This window comes from Formosa sejongensis (assembly GCF_033447105.1).
Classification (GTDB): domain Bacteria; phylum Bacteroidota; class Bacteroidia; order Flavobacteriales; family Flavobacteriaceae; genus Formosa.
The window spans coordinates 297810-316192 of the sequence record NZ_JAWQUN010000002.1 but is presented as its reverse complement, the minus strand read 5'-3'; the positions used below and the strand labels follow the sequence as shown (position 1 = coordinate 316192).

General features: G+C 33.2%; 16 protein-coding genes and 1 tRNA gene. 13 read left to right on the top strand and 4 right to left on the bottom strand.

All coding sequences use genetic code 11. The features are described from left to right. The 10 genes from murD (at position 1) to R6X41_RS03665 (ending at position 11054) form a co-directional block, all read left to right on the top strand. Entirely contained in the window at positions 1-1332 is a 1332-nt protein-coding gene (gene murD / locus R6X41_RS03710; RefSeq protein ID WP_318497562.1) for a UDP-N-acetylmuramoyl-L-alanine--D-glutamate ligase, read from the top strand. Then, on the top strand, positions 1332-2525 hold the full coding sequence (locus R6X41_RS03705) for an FtsW/RodA/SpoVE family cell cycle protein (protein WP_318497560.1): 1194 nt from the start codon (positions 1332-1334) through the stop codon (positions 2523-2525). Before murD ends, R6X41_RS03705 begins: the two co-directional genes overlap by 1 nt. Continuing rightward, on the top strand, positions 2525-3655 hold the full coding sequence (murG, locus tag R6X41_RS03700; protein WP_318497559.1) for an undecaprenyldiphospho-muramoylpentapeptide beta-N-acetylglucosaminyltransferase: 1131 nt from the start codon (positions 2525-2527) through the stop codon (positions 3653-3655). Before R6X41_RS03705 ends, murG begins: the two co-directional genes overlap by 1 nt. Before the next feature lie 11 nt (positions 3656-3666). Next, on the top strand, positions 3667-5061 hold the full coding sequence (gene murC, locus R6X41_RS03695) for a UDP-N-acetylmuramate--L-alanine ligase (protein WP_318497793.1): 1395 nt from the start codon (positions 3667-3669) through the stop codon (positions 5059-5061). After that, on the top strand, positions 5051-5776 hold the full coding sequence (locus tag R6X41_RS03690) for a cell division protein FtsQ/DivIB (RefSeq protein ID WP_318497557.1): 726 nt from the start codon (positions 5051-5053) through the stop codon (positions 5774-5776). Before murC ends, R6X41_RS03690 begins: the two co-directional genes overlap by 11 nt. 3 nt (positions 5777-5779) lie before the next feature. Continuing rightward, positions 5780-7129, top strand: coding sequence for a cell division protein FtsA (gene ftsA / locus R6X41_RS03685; protein WP_318497555.1), 1350 nt, complete (start codon positions 5780-5782; stop codon positions 7127-7129). Positions 7130-7219: 90 nt separating this feature from the next. Further along, positions 7220-9220 (top strand): cell division protein FtsZ, encoded by a 2001-nt coding sequence (gene ftsZ, locus R6X41_RS03680; protein WP_318497553.1) that lies wholly within the window; start codon positions 7220-7222, stop codon positions 9218-9220. A gap of 96 nt (positions 9221-9316) precedes the next feature. Continuing rightward, a complete protein-coding gene (locus R6X41_RS03675) occupies positions 9317-9766 on the top strand; it encodes a GatB/YqeY domain-containing protein (RefSeq protein ID WP_318497551.1) in 450 nt (149 codons plus the stop codon). A gap of 43 nt (positions 9767-9809) precedes the next feature. Then, positions 9810-9883, top strand: a tRNA-Arg gene (locus R6X41_RS03670). Between the two features lie 490 nt (positions 9884-10373). Next, positions 10374-11054, top strand: coding sequence for a thioredoxin domain-containing protein (locus R6X41_RS03665; protein ID WP_318497791.1), 681 nt, complete (start codon positions 10374-10376; stop codon positions 11052-11054). An 18-nt stretch (positions 11055-11072) separates the two neighbouring features. Here the strand turns inward: R6X41_RS03665 and R6X41_RS03660 are convergent, their stop codons facing one another. Genes R6X41_RS03660 through R6X41_RS03645 form a run of 4 tightly spaced genes read right to left on the bottom strand, consistent with a single transcriptional unit; the run spans position 11073 to position 15787 of the window. Then, positions 11073-12143, bottom strand: a complete 1071-nt coding sequence (locus R6X41_RS03660; protein ID WP_318497549.1) for a nucleotidyltransferase family protein — start codon at positions 12141-12143, stop codon at positions 11073-11075. 10 nt (positions 12144-12153) lie between these two features. Then, positions 12154-13284, bottom strand: coding sequence for a phosphoenolpyruvate carboxykinase (ATP) (locus tag R6X41_RS03655; protein ID WP_318497547.1), 1131 nt, complete (start codon positions 13282-13284; stop codon positions 12154-12156). An 8-nt stretch (positions 13285-13292) separates the two neighbouring features. Next, positions 13293-13538 (bottom strand): hypothetical protein, encoded by a 246-nt coding sequence (locus R6X41_RS03650; protein WP_318497545.1) that lies wholly within the window; start codon positions 13536-13538, stop codon positions 13293-13295. Positions 13539-13576: 38 nt separating this feature from the next. Beyond that, positions 13577-15787: a DUF8693 domain-containing protein gene (locus R6X41_RS03645; protein ID WP_318497543.1), complete on the bottom strand. Its 2211-nt coding sequence runs from the start codon at positions 15785-15787 to the stop codon at positions 13577-13579. A 334-nt stretch (positions 15788-16121) separates the two neighbouring features. Here R6X41_RS03645 and R6X41_RS03640 point away from each other — a divergent pair, with 334 nt between their 5' ends. The 3 genes from R6X41_RS03640 to R6X41_RS03630 all read left to right on the top strand — a co-directional run bounded on the left by R6X41_RS03640 (position 16122) and on the right by R6X41_RS03630 (position 18352). Beyond that, a complete protein-coding gene (locus R6X41_RS03640; RefSeq protein ID WP_318497541.1) occupies positions 16122-16940 on the top strand; it encodes a zinc-dependent peptidase in 819 nt (272 codons plus the stop codon). Positions 16941-17414: 474 nt separating this feature from the next. Further along, the gene (locus R6X41_RS03635) at positions 17415-17882 is read left to right on the top strand and encodes an ArsR family transcriptional regulator (protein WP_318497539.1); all 468 of its coding nucleotides are present in this window, start codon (positions 17415-17417) and stop codon (positions 17880-17882) included. Continuing rightward, positions 17882-18352 carry a UpxY family transcription antiterminator gene (locus R6X41_RS03630; RefSeq protein WP_318497537.1) on the top strand — a complete coding sequence of 157 codons (471 nt, stop codon included), beginning with the start codon at positions 17882-17884 and terminating at the stop codon, positions 18350-18352. The genes R6X41_RS03635 and R6X41_RS03630 overlap by 1 nt, the downstream gene beginning before the upstream one ends. Positions 18353-18383 lie beyond the last annotated feature (31 nt).

The window sequence follows — 18383 nt, the reverse complement described above, 5'->3', positions numbered from 1 at the left end:
ATGAAGCGATTGGTGATTTTAGGAGCAGGAGAAAGTGGTGTAGGTACAGCACTTTTAGGAAAAGCAAAAGGGTTTGAAGTGTTTGTTTCCGATAAAGGAAAGGTAAAAGAAAAGTATAAAAACGTTCTTATACATCATGAGATTGAATGGGAAGAATCGCAGCATACAGAATCAAAAATTCTAAATGCAGATGTGGTTATGAAAAGCCCAGGAATTCCAGATAAAGCACCTTTAGTTAAAGCGTTGCTTGAAAAAGGAGTTTCAGTTATTTCAGAAATAGAATTTGCCGCTCAATTTACAACGGCCACTATTGTTGGAATTACAGGAAGTAATGGTAAAACCACAACAGCGACATTAGCCTATCATATTCTGAAACAAGAATTAGATGTTGGTTTAGCTGGGAATATTGGAGACAGTTTTGCGAAACAAGTTTTGGAAGACGATTTTAAAAACTATGTGCTTGAGATTAGTAGTTTTCAATTGGATGGAGTGGTCGATTTCAATCCGCATATTGCTGTAATAACGAATATCACGCCAGATCATTTAGATCGATATAATTACAATTTTGAAGAATACATCGCTTCAAAATTTAGAATAGTAAAGAATCAAACAAAAGAAGATTATTTGATTTATGATGCAGATGATGAGGTGTTAGTCGATTGGTTGACGAAACATCCAGTTCAATCACAATTATTGCCTTTTTCATTAGTAAAAACTATAGAAAACGGCGCGTATTTAGACAAGCAAAACATTAAAATAACAATAGATAACAATCAGATAATTATGCCTACAAGAGACCTAACATTAGAAGGTAAACATAATATAAAAAATGCAATGGCTGCTTCAACGGTGGCGCACTTATTAAAAATAAGAAAGCAGACCATTCGTGAAAGTCTTGAAAATTTTCAAGGTGTAGAGCATCGTTTAGAGAATGTATTAAAGATTAACAAAGTTCAGTATATAAACGATTCTAAGGCAACAAATGTAAATGCTACATATTATGCTCTAGAAAGTATGTCGGCACCAACAGTTTGGATTGTAGGTGGTGAAGATAAAGGGAATAGTTATGAAGCGTTGTATTCGTTTGTAAATACAAAAGTGAAAGCTATTATTTGCTTGGGAGTAAATAATGAAAAATTGTTACAAAATTTTAGCAACATGGTCGATATAATTGTGGAAACGCAATTTATGAGTGAAGCGGTTAAAATAGCTTACAAAATTGCAGAAGCAGGCGATAATGTATTATTGTCTCCAGCATGTGCGAGTTTTGATTTATTTGAGAATTACGAAGATAGAGGAAGACAGTTTAAAGACGCAGTAAGAAATTTATAATGCAAGAATTTTTAAAAAATTTAAAAGGAGACCGTTCCATTTGGGCTATTGCTGCATTGTTGGCATTATTCTCGTTTTTACCGGTGTATAGTGCGGCAAGCAATTTGGCGTATATGCGAGGTAGCGGTAGTACTTTTGCCTTTTTTTTAAAACATTTTATGCATTTAGGAGTTGGTTTTTTTATCATGTATGCCGTTCATCTCATGCCTTACCGTTATTTAAGAGGCCTTTCTATGGTATTTATTCCGGTAGCTTTGGTTTTGTTAGTCGTTACTATGTTGCAAGGAACAACTATCGAGGGTGCTAATGCAAGCAGATGGATACAGATTCCATTAGTAGGGATGTCGTTTCAGCCATCAACATTTGCTTCGGTTATTTTAATGGTTTATGTGGCACGGTATATGTCGAAAATGGCAGATAAGGAAATCACTTTAAAAGAGTCAATTTTACCACTTTGGATCCCTGTTTTTTTAATACTTATTTTAATTTTACCAGCGAATTTTTCAACAGCTGCTTTAATTTTTTTAACGGTATTAATTTTAGTGTTTTTGGGTGGTTATCCTATTAAATATTTAGCTTTAATAGTAGGAGTAGGTATCTTGTCTTTAACGATGTTTGTTTTAGTAGCGAAAGCATTTCCGGATGCGATGCCTAATCGTGTGGATACTTGGATGAGTCGTATCGATAATTTTTCGAATGGAGAAGATACCGAAGAAGATTATCAGATCGAAAAGGCGAAAATTGCAATTGCATCAGGAGGAATTCAAGGAGTTGGTCCAGGAAAAAGTGTTCAGAAAAACTTTTTACCCCAATCATCATCAGATTTTATTTATGCTATCATTGTTGAAGAATATGGTTTAATTGGTGGTGTTGTTTTAATGGCTGTATATCTGTGGTTTTTAGTTCGTATAATAATTGTATCGCATCAAGCAAAAAATATTTTTGGAACACTCGTTGTTCTAGGTGTGGGTTTGCCAATAGTAATACAAGCATTAATAAATATGGCTGTTGCTGTGGAATTGTTTCCAGTAACAGGACAAACGCTTCCGCTAATTAGTAGTGGAGGAACGTCGATTTGGATGACGTGTTTGGCAGTTGGAATTATTTTAAGTGTGAGTGCAAGAAGTGAAGTACTCGCAAAAGAAGAAGTCGATGAAGATAATCCATTAGAAATTTTAGCTGAAGCAATATAATGAGTAAAACATATCGTATCATATTATCTGGAGGAGGAACTGGCGGGCATATTTATCCGGCGATTGCGATTGCAAACGAATTGAAGCAGCGTCATCCCGATGCTCAGTTTCTATTTGTGGGTGCAAAGGATAGAATGGAGATGGAAAAAGTGCCACAGGCTGGTTACGATATTAAAGGATTGTGGATTTCAGGAATTCAGCGTGAGCTGACATTGAAAAACTTAATGTTTCCTTTTAAATTGGTTAGTAGCTTGTTTGGAGCAAGACAAATTATAAGAAAGTTTAAACCAGATGTTGTAATTGGTACTGGTGGATTTGCCAGCGGACCATTATTACAAATGGCAGCTATGAAAAATATTCCAAGTTTAATACAAGAACAGAATTCTTTTCCAGGATTAACAAATAAGTTGTTGTCTAAAAAGGTTCAGAAAATTTGTGTGGCTTACGATGGTTTAGAACGATTTTTCCCAGAACAAAAAATCATAAAAACGGGAAATCCGGTACGTGAAGGGCTGTTAGATGTGCAATCTAAAACTGAAGAAGCTAAAGCCTTTTTTAAATTAGTGCCAGAAAAGAAGACATTATTAGTTTTAGGTGGGAGTTTAGGCTCAAGACGCATAAACGAATTAATAGAAAAAGAAATAGATTATTTGCAATCACGCAATGTTCAGATTGTCTGGCAATGTGGAAAATTGTATTACGATAAATATAAAATCAATAGCAATACTAAAAACGTTCAAGTTCATGCATATTTGAACAATATGGATTTCGCTTATGCAGCAGCAGATATTATTATCTCTAGAGCAGGTGCAAGTTCGGTTTCAGAATTATGTATTGTTGGTAAGCCGGTCATTTTTATACCGTCGCCAAATGTAGCCGAAGATCATCAAACTAAAAATGCGATGGCTATTGTAAAAGAAGATGCAGCCTTGTTGATTCAGGAGCAGGATTTGGATGTCGATTTTGAGAATAAGTTTTCTCAATTAATTGATTCTAAAGAAAAACAAAATGTTTTAAGTAAAAATATAAAGAAGTTAGCATTAGTAAATGCAACTAAAGATATTGCAGACGAAGTAGAAAAATTATTAAAATCCCATCTTCCGTCTTCCCAGAAGGAAGAAACTATTTAATTATGAGTAAAATGAATAGTAATATAGAAAATAATACAGAGGCCCTTTCTTTAGGGAAGGGTTTGGGATGGGATAACGTTTATTTTATTGGAATTGGCGGAATAGGAATGAGCGCTTTAGCTCGCTATTTTAAAGCTAATAACAAGCGTGTTGCTGGGTATGATAAAACACCTAGCGATGTGACTCGTGCTTTAGAAGCGTTAGATATTAAAGTTCATTTTAATGATTCTGTCGCAAATATTCCAATGCCATTTTTTAATTACGATACGACTTTAGTTGTTTATACGCCAGCAGTACCAAAAGCTAATATGGAGTTGGTGTATTTTAAAAATAATAAGAGTTTTAGCGTCTTAAAACGATCTGAAGTTTTAGGCCTGGTAACGAAAAATACGTTTTGTTTAGCTGTTGCCGGAACGCATGGTAAAACAACAACATCAAGTATACTTGCGCATTTGTTGTACGAATGTAATGTACCGATTACTGGGTTTTTAGGTGGAATTAGCGAGAATTATAATTCGAATTATATTTCTAAAGGAACAGAAGTTTCGGTGGTAGAAGCAGATGAATTTGACCGATCATTTTTAACCTTGTCGCCAGATATTGCTTGCATAACATCTATGGACGCAGATCATTTAGATATTTATGGTGAAGCAGAAGCGTTGCAAGAATCTTTTATAGATTTTTCTAAAAAAATAAAACCGAATGGTAAATTGTTTGTTAGAAACGGCTTGCCAATAGAGGGAATAACATACGGGATAGAAGATGATTCTGATTATACCGCGCTAAATATAAAAATTGAAAACGGGGGTTATGTGTTCGATGTAAAAACACCAACAACTGTAATTAAAGATTTCCAATTTAACCTACCTGGTAGACATAATTTGTCGAATGCATTAATAGCCTTGGCGATGGCTGTCGAGTACGGTTGCCCTCACCTACAGCTCGCCAAAGCATTAGCATTATATAAAGGGGTTAAAAGACGGTTTACATATCAAATTAAAACAGACGATTTGGTGTTTGTAGACGATTATGCACATCATCCCGAAGAGATTAATGCTGTATATCAGGCTGTTCGAGAAATGTATCCGGAGAAGAAAGTACTAGCTGTATTTCAGCCACACTTATTTAGTAGAACTCGTGATTTTGTAGTCGATTTTGCTAAAAGTTTATCTCAGTTCGATGAGGTGTTATTGTTAGATATATATCCAGCTCGAGAATTACCAATTGAAGGCGTGACCTCTGCTTGGTTATTAGATAAAATTGAAAATAAAAATAAGGAATTGGTTTCAAAATCAGATCTTATTTCTAAAATAAAAGCTAGTGATGCCCAAGTTATTATTACTATGGGAGCTGGCGATATAGGAGAGGAAGTTAAACACATTAAAACCGTATTAGATGGCATTTAAAATACATTGGGGTTATGTAAAACTTGTTGTGTTGACTTGTTTGGTGTTGTTTCTGTTCGCGTTTGCTTCTGTAAGAAATGGACACAGAAAAGTATCGGAACCTGTTATTCATTTTTCAGGAGATGACAATCTCTATATTACCCATGAAAATGTTAGTAACTTGTTAATACAAAAAGATAAAGAGGTTTTAAATTTGAGCAAAGAAACTTTAGATTTGAAAACCCTAGAGTTTGCACTGAATTCGGATCCATTAATTAAGTCTGCTCAAGTTTATATTGATGTAAATGGCTTGCTTACAGCGGATATCGAACAAAAACAACCTATTGCACGTGTACAAGATACAACATCTTATTATGTAGATGATGAAGGCGGTTACATGCCATTATCGTCTAATTATACGGCGAGGGTGCCTTTTGTTGTGGGACATATTGAAAAAAATAATTTGAGTAATGTTTTTAATATCGCTCAGAAAGTTTATAATGATGCATTCTTAAAAAAACACGTTACTGAAATTCATCAAAATGAAGATCAAAACATTTATTTAAAATTGAGACAACACAGTTTCGAGGTGTATTTAGGAGATTTAAATCAATTAGATAAAAAAATAAATAATCTAAAAGCATTTTACAAAAAAGCTTTGCAAGAGAAAACTCTTAATGATTATAAGACTATTAATTTGCAATTCGATAATCAAGTGGTGTGCACCAAAAACTAAACTATGGAACATAATATAGCAGTTGGATTAGATATTGGAACCACAAAAATTGTGGCCATGATTGGTCGTAAAAACGATTACGGAAAATTAGAAATTTTAGGTATTGGGCGCTCTAAAAGTTTAGGTGTTCATCGTGGTGTGGTAAGTAATATTACACAAACCATTCAGTCTATTCAGCAAGCCGTGCAGGAAGCAGAAGCTTCGGCAGGTACAAAAATTGAAGGTGTAACTGTAGGGATTGCAGGGCAACATATTAGAAGTTTACAACATAGCGATTATATAACAAGACCAAACTCTGAAACCGTTATAGATGAAACTGATATTGATAAATTAATTAATCAGGTTCATAAATTGGTAATGCTTCCTGGAGAAGAAATTATTCATGTTTTACCTCAAGAGTATAAAATTGATGGTCAGCCTGAAATAAAAGAACCAATTGGAATGCACGGTGGACGTTTGGAAGCCAATTTTCATGTTGTAGTTGGTCAGGTGTCTTCAATTAGAAATATTGGACGATGTATTAAAAGTGCCGATTTAGAATTAGAGCGTTTAACGTTAGAGCCTCTAGCTTCGGCTAATGCAGTATTGAGTCAGGAAGAAAAAGAAGCTGGTGTAGCACTTATCGATATAGGAGGTGGTACCACAGATTTAGCTGTTTTTAAAGATGGTATTATTCGTCATACAGCGGTTATTCCTTTTGGAGGTAATGTCATTACAGAAGATATAAAAGAAGGCTGTTCGATTATTGAAAAACAAGCCGAATTATTGAAAATAAAATTTGGATCGGCTTGGCCAGGAGAAAATAAAGACAACGAAATTGTGTCTATTCCAGGTTTAAGAGGTAGAGAACCAAAAGAAATTACACTGAAGAATTTATCTAAAATTATTCATGCACGTGTAGTCGAAATCGTTGAACAAGTGTTTTTAGAAATAAAAAACTATGGTCACGAAGAACAAAAAAAGAAATTAATTGCAGGAATTGTGTTAACCGGTGGTGGCGCGCAATTAAAACATTTAAAGCAATTAGTAGAATATATTACGGGAATGGATACTAGAATTGGATATCCAAACGAGCATTTAGCGGGGGATAGTAATGAAGATATTACGAGTCCGTTATACGCAACTAGTGTTGGTTTAGTTTTAGATGGATTAAAACATCAAGAACGTAAACAAAGAGAAAGCAGAATTGAAGAAATTGAAGTAGAGGAAATTCAAAATCCAGCAGCCATTTCAGAAGCCATTTTAGAAGAAAAAGAGGAATTGAAAGATATGCCTCAAGAAAGAAAGGAGCGCAGAAATTTTTTGGACAAGTTTACCGACAAGATCAAGGATTTTTTGGACAACGCGGAATAATAGAAAAAATACGCAATATTTTGAAGAAGATATTGTTCAAGTTATAGAAAAAGAGAAAAGTTAAGATTAAAAACCAGTAAAAAAGAATTTATGAGCAGCAACAAAGAATTCGCAAGTATCTCATTTGACCTTCCCAAGAACCAATCAAATGTAATTAAGGTTATTGGTGTTGGTGGTGGTGGTAGTAATGCCATTAACCACATGTTCCAACAAGGTATAAAAGGAGTAGATTTTGTAATCTGTAATACAGATGCACAAGCACTTCAAAACAGTGGTGTTCCAAATAAAATTCAGTTAGGATTAGATCTAACCGAAGGATTAGGAGCCGGAGCTAACCCTGAAATAGGTGAGCAGTCTGCTGTAGAAAGTTACGACGACTTAAAACGTATGTTGGATACCAACACAAAAATGATTTTTATTACTGCTGGTATGGGTGGTGGTACAGGTACTGGAGCTGCACCAATCATCGCTAAAATGGCTAGAGACTTAGGTGTCTTAACCGTTGGTATTGTTACCATGCCTTTTCAGTTTGAAGGTAAAATGCGTAATGAACAAGCGCAAAAAGGGATCGAAAAATTACGTAATGTAGTCGATTCTTTAATTGTAATAAATAACAACAAGCTTCGTGAAGTTTATGGGAACCTTGGTTTTAAAGCAGGTTTCTCTAAAGCAGACGAAGTGTTATCCACAGCTGCTCGTGGTATAGCTGAAGTTATTACACATCATTACACACAAAACATCGATTTACGCGATGCTAAAACAGTATTAAGTAATAGTGGTTCTGCAATAATGGGATCTTCAATCTCGTCTGGTCAAAACCGTGCGAAAGATGCTATAATGAAGGCTTTGGATTCTCCGTTATTAAACGATAATAAAATTGCTGGTGCCAAAAACGTGTTGTTGCTAATTGTTTCTGGCGAACAAGAAATTACTATAGATGAGATTGGAGAAATTAACGATCACATACAAAGTGAGGCTGGTCATGGCGCGAACATTATTATGGGTGTTGGTGAAGACGAGTCTTTAGAAGAATCTATCGCAGTTACTATTATAGCTACAGGATTTAATTTAGATCAACAAAATGAAATCTCTAATACAGAAGCTAAAAAAGTAGTTCACTCTTTAGAAGATGAACAAAATTTAGAGAAGCAAGAAACGGCTAAAGTAGATCGTGAACCGGCTATTATTACTCCGCATATTGAATTAAAAAAGGTCGAAAAAGCTCCCGAGGTTGTAAGACACACTTTAGATATAAACGATTTAGAAGATTTTGCAGCACCTGTTAAAAAGGAAGCGCCAAAAACACCTTCTAATGATATGGATTTAGTGCCAACTTCTGAAGCTATAAAAAAGATTGAAGTTGCTTTCGATAATCTTTCAGAGTTTGATGTAGATGTAAATGATTTTGTTTTTACTGAAATGAAAAGCGGAGTTGCACAACCTGAAATCCCAGAGGAAGAAGAGAAGCAAATCACCTTAACATTCGATATGCCTTTGCAACAAGAAAAACATACTGTTGAAGCTTTAGAGGAAGAGTCGAAAACGGTAATAAAACATTCTTTAGAAGATACCGACGATGTTAAAAACGTTGCAGTCAACAAGTATGTTGAATTGATAAATGTAACAGAGTCTAATGAAAAGGGAGAAGTTAGATACGTACTTGACGATTACGAAGAGCAAGAGAAAAAAGTAGTTGTTAAGCAAGAAAAGAAGATTATACACGATGATGATTTAAATAATTTCGATCAAGAAGTTAGTTTTATCAAGAAGGAAATACCTGTAGAGCCTATTAAATCTGCTCCAAAAGCACCTTCAGAACCTGTAGACCCGATGAATACACCTATTTCTGACATGCTTAAAGAACGTGCAGAAGAACGTCGTCGTAAAATGAAAGATTTTAATTATAAATTCAATACATCAAAAATTGATGAAATTGAAAAAATTCCAGCTTACAAACGTCAAGGCATTCATTTAGATGAAACCATGCATTCATCAGAAAACAATATGTCTGGAACAAGTTTAAGTGTAGACGATAATAATGATATTCAGTTAAGAAGTAATAACTCGTTTTTACACGATAACGTAGACTAGATTTATATAAAAGATAGTAACTTATTTAGATTTTAAACCCAGAAACTCTTAGAGATTTTTGGGTTTTTCTTTTTATCTTCGCATCAAATTAAAACTATGAGTTTACAACAAGATATCATGACGGCCATGAAGACTGCCATGAAAGCAAAGGATCAAACAGCTTTAGCGGCTTTAAGAGCTGTAAAGTCTGAGTTGTTATTAGCACAAACAGAAACGGGTTCTAAAGAAGAAATTTCTGAAGAACATGAAATTAAAATATTATCTAAATTAGTGAAGCAACGTAAGGATAGCGCAACTATTTTTACAGAACAAAACCGATTAGATTTAGCAGAGCCAGAATTGGCACAAGCAGAAGTTATTAGTCAGTTTTTGCCAGAACAATTAAGTGAGGACGCTATTGAAAAAGTAGTTGTAGAAACTATTGCTAAAGTAGGAGCAGAAGGCATGAAAGATATGGGTAAAGTTATGGGAATTGTTAATCAGCAATTAGCGGGAAAAGCAGACGGTAAAACCATTTCAACTTTGGTTAAAAAGAACCTAGTTTAGGTATAATATAATGTATTAAGGTTTCTGCTCTCGCAGGAATAATGGCTGCGTAGTTCAATTGGATAGAATATCAGATTTCGGCTCTGAGGGTTGGGGGTTCGAATCCCTTCGCGGTCACAAATAAAAAGCGTAATTAACTAAATTTAGGTTGATTACGCTTTGTTTATTTAGAGTAAATTTAAAATGTCCACGTTTAAAAAAACTTATCAGTTGAATATATAAATTTAGATTATGAAAAATTATTTTAGAGGGTTTATAACTATTGTAACAATCGTGTCCTAAATAATATTAAATGCTCATTTTTTTCATTGATAAAAAAACGAACCAAAAAAATCTAGGCTTACGAACTTTTAGCTAAATTTTTCGTTCACAATCTAAATTTAAAGAACTCGCAACTGAAATTCAGATATTTAGATACATTCGTTTAGCTCAAACAGCTTTAAATTTTACGATACTTTCTCTTCAAATTTTACGATAAATTTTCGATAGGCCAACAAAAAAAACAAAATTCAACTTACATAGAAAAAGTATCCCTCAATACAAGTAATTCTATAAAGTCAACGTCGTTATATCTTTTTTGAAAAAGAGACTAATCGTTTAGGACGCTATTACTAGTGTAATTGTATTATTTACAAGTATTGTTTCTTGTCAAGAAAGTACTTCTACACTTACTCCGGAGGAATTTGCAAATATGATTAATAAAAATCCAGAGCTTATAGTTATCGATGTTAGAACACCAAAAGAGTTTGCAACTGGACATTTAGATAATGCTATAAATTATGATTGGAAATCTGATAATTTTCAAAATCAGATTATAAATTTAGATAAATCGAAAGAAGTCTTGGTGTATTGTTTCAGCGGGGCACGCAGTGCTAAAGCGGCTACAAAAATGCGTTCGGAAGGATTTGTAAGTGTTATGGAATTAAACGGAGGAATGATAAATTGGAGAAGTAAAAGCCTTCCTGAAGTTGGAGGGGAAGTAGCTTCTAGCGGAATGTCGAAGCAAGATTTTACAGATTTATTGAATTCGGATAAATTAATATTAGTCGATTTTTATGCTGATTGGTGTGCGCCTTGTAAGAAAATGGAACCGTATTTAAAAGAAATAGCTAACGATATGAAGGCTACAGTTGAAGTTATTCGCATCGACGCTGATAAGAATAAGGAGCTTTGTAAGACGTTAGGGGTCGACGCACTTCCTGTTTTGCAGCTTTATAAAAATAAAGCGCTTATTTGGGATCACTCAGGTTTTATAGAAAAAGAAGCTGTTGTTAAGCAGTTAAAATAATTAAACGTGTAGTTCTATTTATAATTTTGATTTAATAAACGCTTTTATGCGTTCGCGATCGTTTAATATATCTTTTCTGTAGTTTTTGTTGATGATAAAAAACCAAGAACGATGTAATAGCAGTTTCGAAAAATCTAAATATGCGAGACTTTTATAATGCCAAAGGTTAAAGGTTTTAGATCTGTTTTTTAATCGATATATTTTAGTATTATATGTCAATCTTAAAGATTTTATAGGTTTAAGAATGTCGTTAAAGTAAAGATGCCCCAAGTTGAAATTATTAGCGATATGTTTATTTCGAAATAATTGGTTTTTGTCTTCTTCTTTTAAATGAGGTAATAAGACTATGGAATCGAAACAGTTTTTAAGTCCGATATAATTATAAAAAGAACCTGAATCATTAATTTGAAAATTGAGCACATTATGGATTAGTAAATGCTTTGCAGAAGGAATAGGAATCTCTGTAAATTCCACTAATTGTTTGTCTTTTAAAACATCTGCTGTCTGTAAAGCTTTTTGATCTGTATCTAAGAGTTTAAAGTGAATTTCTATTGCGCCAATATGTGCTTTCGAAGCCAATCTTAAAAGATGCTTGTCTTCAAAGTATTTGGGGTTAATAGTCGGTTCTTTTGCATATGTATAGCCTTTACTTAATAGTAATTGAAAAGCCTTTTCGCATTGCTCTCTAGGTAACAACACATCAATATCACCAAGCATGCGTTCGCCAATATCTTCATAATAATTGGAAGCAATCATGGCTGCTCCTTTTAAAAACACATGTTCTAAGTTTTCAGATTTAAACCAGGAACTAATCAGTTTTACTTCCGTGAATAAGGAATCGTTTCGTTGTTTATTTAAATCGTAAATGTATTTTAAATACTCTTGAAGTTCTTGTGGTAAATAGGATAGTAATCCTTTAGATTGTAATCTAATATAAAGAGTAGGAATAACAAGCTGAGTGCTTCCTATTTTTACTATGTTTTCCCAATTAAAAGTCTGATTTACGATGTCTTGTTTTAAAGATACATCATCAGTATTAAAACTTAATATGCGTGAAATGTGTGTTAATGTAACTTCAGCAGGACTCATAAACGATTACTTATTCATTTTCAAAGATAGTTGAAAAGATGTCAATAGCATCTTGATTATTGCTATAAGTAAGTTTATAGAATGTTACAGTGCTAATCCAATCTAAAAACGCTTTTGCGTTTTTTGGTTGGGGTGAAATCCAAGAATCAGGAATTAAAATTTCTAGAGCCGTTTTAGCATCTATAGTTTCCAAAAGGACTTCGGCCTTGTGATTATAATTAACAAGAACAATAGATTGACAAGGGACATGAGTTTTCTCTGGCTCAGGTGTTGCAATATATTTTATGCCACCTTTAAATGCTCTTAGATAGCTTTGTGGAAGTTTGTCAAAATTAGTAATAAAGGGTTTTATGGTTGGAAAGGCACCTGGTTTAACAGAAATACCTCCAGGGAAATAATAGGTATTTAAATCTGCTCTTAAAATAGGAGTTGTATCATCTGCAATTAAATGATATCCATTATGTGTTAAGATTGTAGTTAATGTGCTCTTACCGCTTCCTGAAGTACCAATTAGCATAACAGATTCCTTATTATTAGAAATCGTTGAAGCATGAAATAAACCTATCCAATCATGTTCTTCAGTATTATATAGAGAACAAATAAGTTCCATATTAAACTTGCCTTGTAACTCATGAAAATGATGAGATTCACATGCTTTTATAAACTGATTATTTTTAAAAAATTTAATTTGATTTTCCTCCTCGTAAATGTCGAACCAAAAATCGGGTGTTGATTTCTTTGAAGATTCTAAATGTGAGAGTTGTGGATGAATATAATTAACTAAAGCTTCAGTCTGAAAATACACTTCAAAGTTTAGCGCTCCCAAAGTATACGACTTAGTAATGATTCTATAGTTTAAATCTAATTTAGATTCAAGTTTTAATTCTTCTGCTAAACTTGTGTTCCTATCTGTAAGAAATCGCTCTACATCAGCATAGATATCATTTGTATTTTCTAATGTAAGTTGTAGGGTTTCTGTGTATATCTCTACACAGTCTTCTTTGTCTGTTGCTTCTAAATAGGTTTGTATACAATAGAACAATCCGTTATCGACTACAGTATATTGATTCGAAAGTTCGAACCAAAGTAACATATAGCCGTTAACGGATTGTATATATTTAGGAGCTAAATTAGCCTTCAATAATTTAATTAAAAATTACTTTCTACTTGAGTCTTCCCTACTTGTGTATCGGTAGGAGTTACTGCGTTTATTTGAGCTGGCGTATCAATAGTTTCTTCTCCTCCAGCGCTAGGTTTGATAGGCTGACTCGTGTTTTGAGCTTGTAATGGATTTAACACTGCAAATGTACCAATGGCAGTAAATGCAGCATATTTCCCCATTTTTTTTATGGCTTCTTTTCGAGTGATTTCAGTGTTTTTATTTTCCTTTTCCATAGTTGTAAATATAAAATAAGTTTTTGGTATACAAAATATTATTTTAAAATAACACGTTTTGTAATTTGATTACCAGTTTGGTTTTCAACTTTAACTATATAAATTCCGCTACTGTAACCGTTCGCATTAATAGTATATTCGTTTACCGTTTTGTTTAAAATAACAGTATTCATCTGTCTACCTTGAATATCATAAACAGTAAGTTTAGTGTTTATATCTAGCTGACCTTTTATTTTAATAGATTGATTACCTGTAAAAAACTTTAACGATTCTATAGCGTTATCTTCTATTGATAAACTTTTGTTTTCTGCTGCATGTAAGTAAAAACGTCCAAGACCATTAAGCGCAGTAGCTGTTGTAAATGTGTAGGCTTTTTCTGTTAATAACGTCCAAGTCTCATCTACTGTATCTTCTAAATATAACTCTACATTCTCTGGTAAAGTTGTCTCCATTAAATCTAAAGTAATTTGTTGACCTTTAGGAGCAATTACACCTAAAGCAATAGTAACACCGCTGTCTTTTAAAGAACTATTAGGTAAACTTTGTATCCCCATTTTGTAACCTGGGTTAGATTCTACCAATTTGGTGAATAATGTATAACCAGAAGCGTTGTTTCCATAAATAGCGGTATCGAATCCGTTATCCAAACCTAAACTAACAATGTCATCAAAGAAATACACTTCGTTTGTGTGATACAATTGATCTGCAGAAATACTTAATGTAAAATTACTCTTATTATAATTGTCTGCTCTTCCAGGTATGAAATCGTCTCCAGATCCATCTATTCTCATATCAGGATTAAAAGTCATTACTCCAGTTAAATTATCATCTATAGCAACATAAAATCCTTGTCCAGGAGACAAAATTTTAGTATCTCCCATTGTGTTAGCCATATTATATATTGTCCACCAATCTACAAGGCCTGCATTATAACCATATAAACCACCTCTACTTACTTGAAATATATTTACACCTCCATTAGCCGTATAGGTATTGTAATTTAAAAAGTCGTATAAACTTACATAAGAAGGATAAGGGTTACCTATTAAATTCCATTGTGAAGCAGGTGTATCTCCTTTATGGAAAACGTCTACAGAAATAGATTCTGTGTTAACTTTACCTGTAAAGTTAAACGTACCATTGTCTGTTGATCCTGTTCTATATCCAATACCAGGATTTAAAGTTGTGGAAAATTGAGCATTAGAAGCTGTACTCCAAGTAAGGTAAGAACCACTTGTTCTGTCGAAAGGACCAAAAAACTTAATATTAGGGTTTGCAGCTGATACAACAGGTAGATTGCTGCTATTTGCACTAGCAAAAGTGCCAAAAGTTTGACCAGAAACTGGTGCAGATATTAAATCATCATCATTAGTTTGACTATTTACATGTCTTTTATACGTTGCTGTTCCTGTTACAGTACCTTCAACAATTAAACTACCATATTGGTTAGAATCGGAATTTATAGTTAATTGATTGAAAGTAGATAAAGCACTCGCTACAGCTAATGCTCCTGTGTTTTCTATATTAATTGCAGCACCTTCGTTTATATAAACTGAGTTTAAAGCAACATCGCCAGCAATAGAGTAAGTACCAGCATAAATTAGAGCATCTACAGCAGATGTTGTGTTACTTGGGCTATTTCCATCTTTCCAACCAACAGCGTCGCTTATATATTCTAAACCTGTAAAAGGAGATGTTGTGTAAAGTTTAATATTATCAATTCCAATGTTAGCTGTAGCAGCAGGATTACTCCCAAAACCATAAGTATACAGAAAAGCTATTTCCATACTTACAGAAGTAGCAGTATCAGGAACTGAAATAGGTGTGATAGTTGCAGATCCACTGCTTCCAGATAGTGGTACCCCAATATAAGAGCCAACAACTCCATCTATAGTTAGACGATAGGCCATTTGAGGTAAAGTACCTGAGGTTTCATACATATAATCAAAAACGATGAAAATATTTTGATAAAGAGAAACATCGACACTATTAAGTAATATTTGATAAGTAGTAGCACCCGCATTAGATGTAGGGTTGTTTAATCCTCTAAAATGAGCACCGGCAGTAGGTAGTAAGCTACCAAGGCTAGTTACATTTCCCCAAGTTGTACCTGCCGGAGCAGTAGCTGGATTTGGGGTGAAATTCCAGTTTCCTGTGCCTTCAAAACTTTGATTTCTCAAAGTAGTTTGCCCATAACCTAACGCGGAAACGGTTAAACATATTAATAATAAATAGTAAATTTTCTTCATAGTGTAATATTTTTTAGATTCATAGCAAACCTACATTAAGTAAGTGACGTTTAATTATTTGATAGTTTTGGAAGTGCAAATATAAATAAAATTACGTACCGTGTTTTACTATAGTATTAAACTTTAAAAAAATTGATGAAATACATTATATAATGGATGAATGGAGAGCTGTTAAATTACTTCAGGTGCATTATCGGTTATATAGGTAAGATGGTCTAAATGTGTTGTAAATACTCATGTTATCAGGTTATTATGTTTAAGTTTAGCATTCGCTATTAATCTTCTTAATCAATCTGTTATGATAATCAATCCCTTGTTAATTCAACAATTTAATATGCCTAGTAAGATTATTTTAGGTCTTTTTCTCTCTTTACTGTTTGTTATTATGGTGTATTACTGCTTTAAAATGGTTGAAATGGTGTATGTCCTTCGTTTTAAGAAACCTATGTTTGTACATCTTTATATGTCTCTGAAGAAGATGAATGAGTTAGATAAAAAATTGTTATACGATAATTTTAATTTTTATAGAACATTAAACAACAAACAACGCCTGTATTTTGATCATCGTGTATTGTCTTTTGTTAAGGATAAGCAGTTTATGGGACGTGACGATTTGGAGGTGACTAATGAAATGAAGCTTTTAATCTCGGCACATGCTGTAATCCTAACTTTTGGGTTTCGTGATTTTTTTATAGGACTTATAGATAAAATATTTATTTACCCTAATAAATTTTATTCCAGTTCTAATGAAAGTTACCATGCTGGTGAAATGAATCCAAGAATGAAAGTGTTAGTTATTTCTTGGTCAGATTTTAAAAATGGGTTGGAAATGACTAATGATAGTAAGTGTCTTGGTATTCATGAATTTACACATGCTATACATTTAAATAGTATGAAAGAAGGAGATGTTAGTTCTACAATTTTTACAGATAGCTTTAAAGAGTTGGCTGCTCTGTTAACTAAAGATGAGCCTTTACGTCAGAAATTACTAAACTCTCGCTTCTTTAAAGGTCAGGTATTTTTAAACCAATTTCAATTTTTAGCTGTTATAATGGAGCATTTTATAGAAAGACCATCGGAGTTTCGAGGTCAATTTCCTCAAGTTTATGCTAAAACAAAACAAATGTTAAATTTCGATTTCAATGGGTATTAATTTCTATGTTGTTCCTGTGTTTTTGCTTCTTCTTTAATTTTTGAGATTTGATGATCGCAATAAATAAAATTAAATTTAGCGTCATGCAATAATTTATTTTTATGAAGTGGACTTTTATTCTGTAATAATTTAAATATTATTCTTGTGACTGTTATTTTAATGAATAGGAATTAGTTAGCATTTTAATTATTAAACTGTTTTTGAAATGAGGTATTCCTAAATTGTTTTAAATTGATGTCCTTTTAGAGATGTTAAATAATTAATGTTCTATGTTTTTTTAGTAAGAATAGTTTAATATTTTTCCAAATTGTTAGGACATCGTTAATTTTTTCGTCCTATAACGTTTTCGTTGAAAAAACTTTTCAATAATTGTTTTACGTTTTAATAAAAAGGAGTAGTTTTGTTACTCGTTTTAAAGACCCCATGTTAGAATCTCTAATAACCTCAAAAACAAGGATCCGTATACTCGTTAAGTTGTTTCTTAACGCTAATAATAGCGGCTATTTGCGTGGTTTGGCGTTAGAGTTTAATGAGTCTACAAATTCAGTTCGAAAAGAGCTCAATCAATTATCTTCAGCAGGCTATCTCGGTAAAGAGAAAGAGCAAAATAAAGTTACTTACAAAGCAAATACAGAACATCCACTATTTAATTCATTGCAAAATATGGTTAGAAAATATGTGGGTTTAGATACTATTGTAAAAACAGTACTAGCGCGTATGGGACATGTGTCACGCGTTATTATTATAGGTGATTATGCGATTGGATTAGATAGTGGTTTGATAGATGTTGTTGTTGAAGGTAAAGAGCTTAATACAGTTTATATCAATCAAATGGCGGCTAAAATTGAGTCTGAAATAAAACGAAAAGTAAATTTTACATTTACAGACTCCTACCAGCGCAAAGATGGTTTCGTGATTTATGATGAATTGATAGAGAAGTGATGAAGGCGAAGTGGTATGTGGTCTATACAAAATCAAGAAACGAAAAGAAGGTAGAAGAAAAATTAAACCAAATAGGTGTAGAAGCATATTGTCCTGTAAAGACAGAGATTCGTATTTGGAGTGATAGAAAGAAAAAAGTATTAGTACCTTTGTTGCCCTCAATGGTTTTGGTAAAACTTTTACATTCAGAACGCAACCGCGTTTTTGAAGTGTCGGGAGTCGTTAGATATATGTTTTGGAATGGAGAACCTGTAGAGGTCCGAGAATGTGAAGTGGAAACTTTAAAAGGTGTTGAAAAGAATGCTAATATGACATTAAGTGGAGTTGAAGCATTACAACCAGGATCGAATATTGAAATGTCAGATTTCGGATTCGATGCACAATCTGGAGAAGTGAAACATATGTCAGGAAATCAGTGTTGGGTCGTGTTAAAGAATTTAGGATTTGTAGTTAAACTACAAATGCATTAGTATAATTTAGTAAAAAAATAAAGTATTGGAG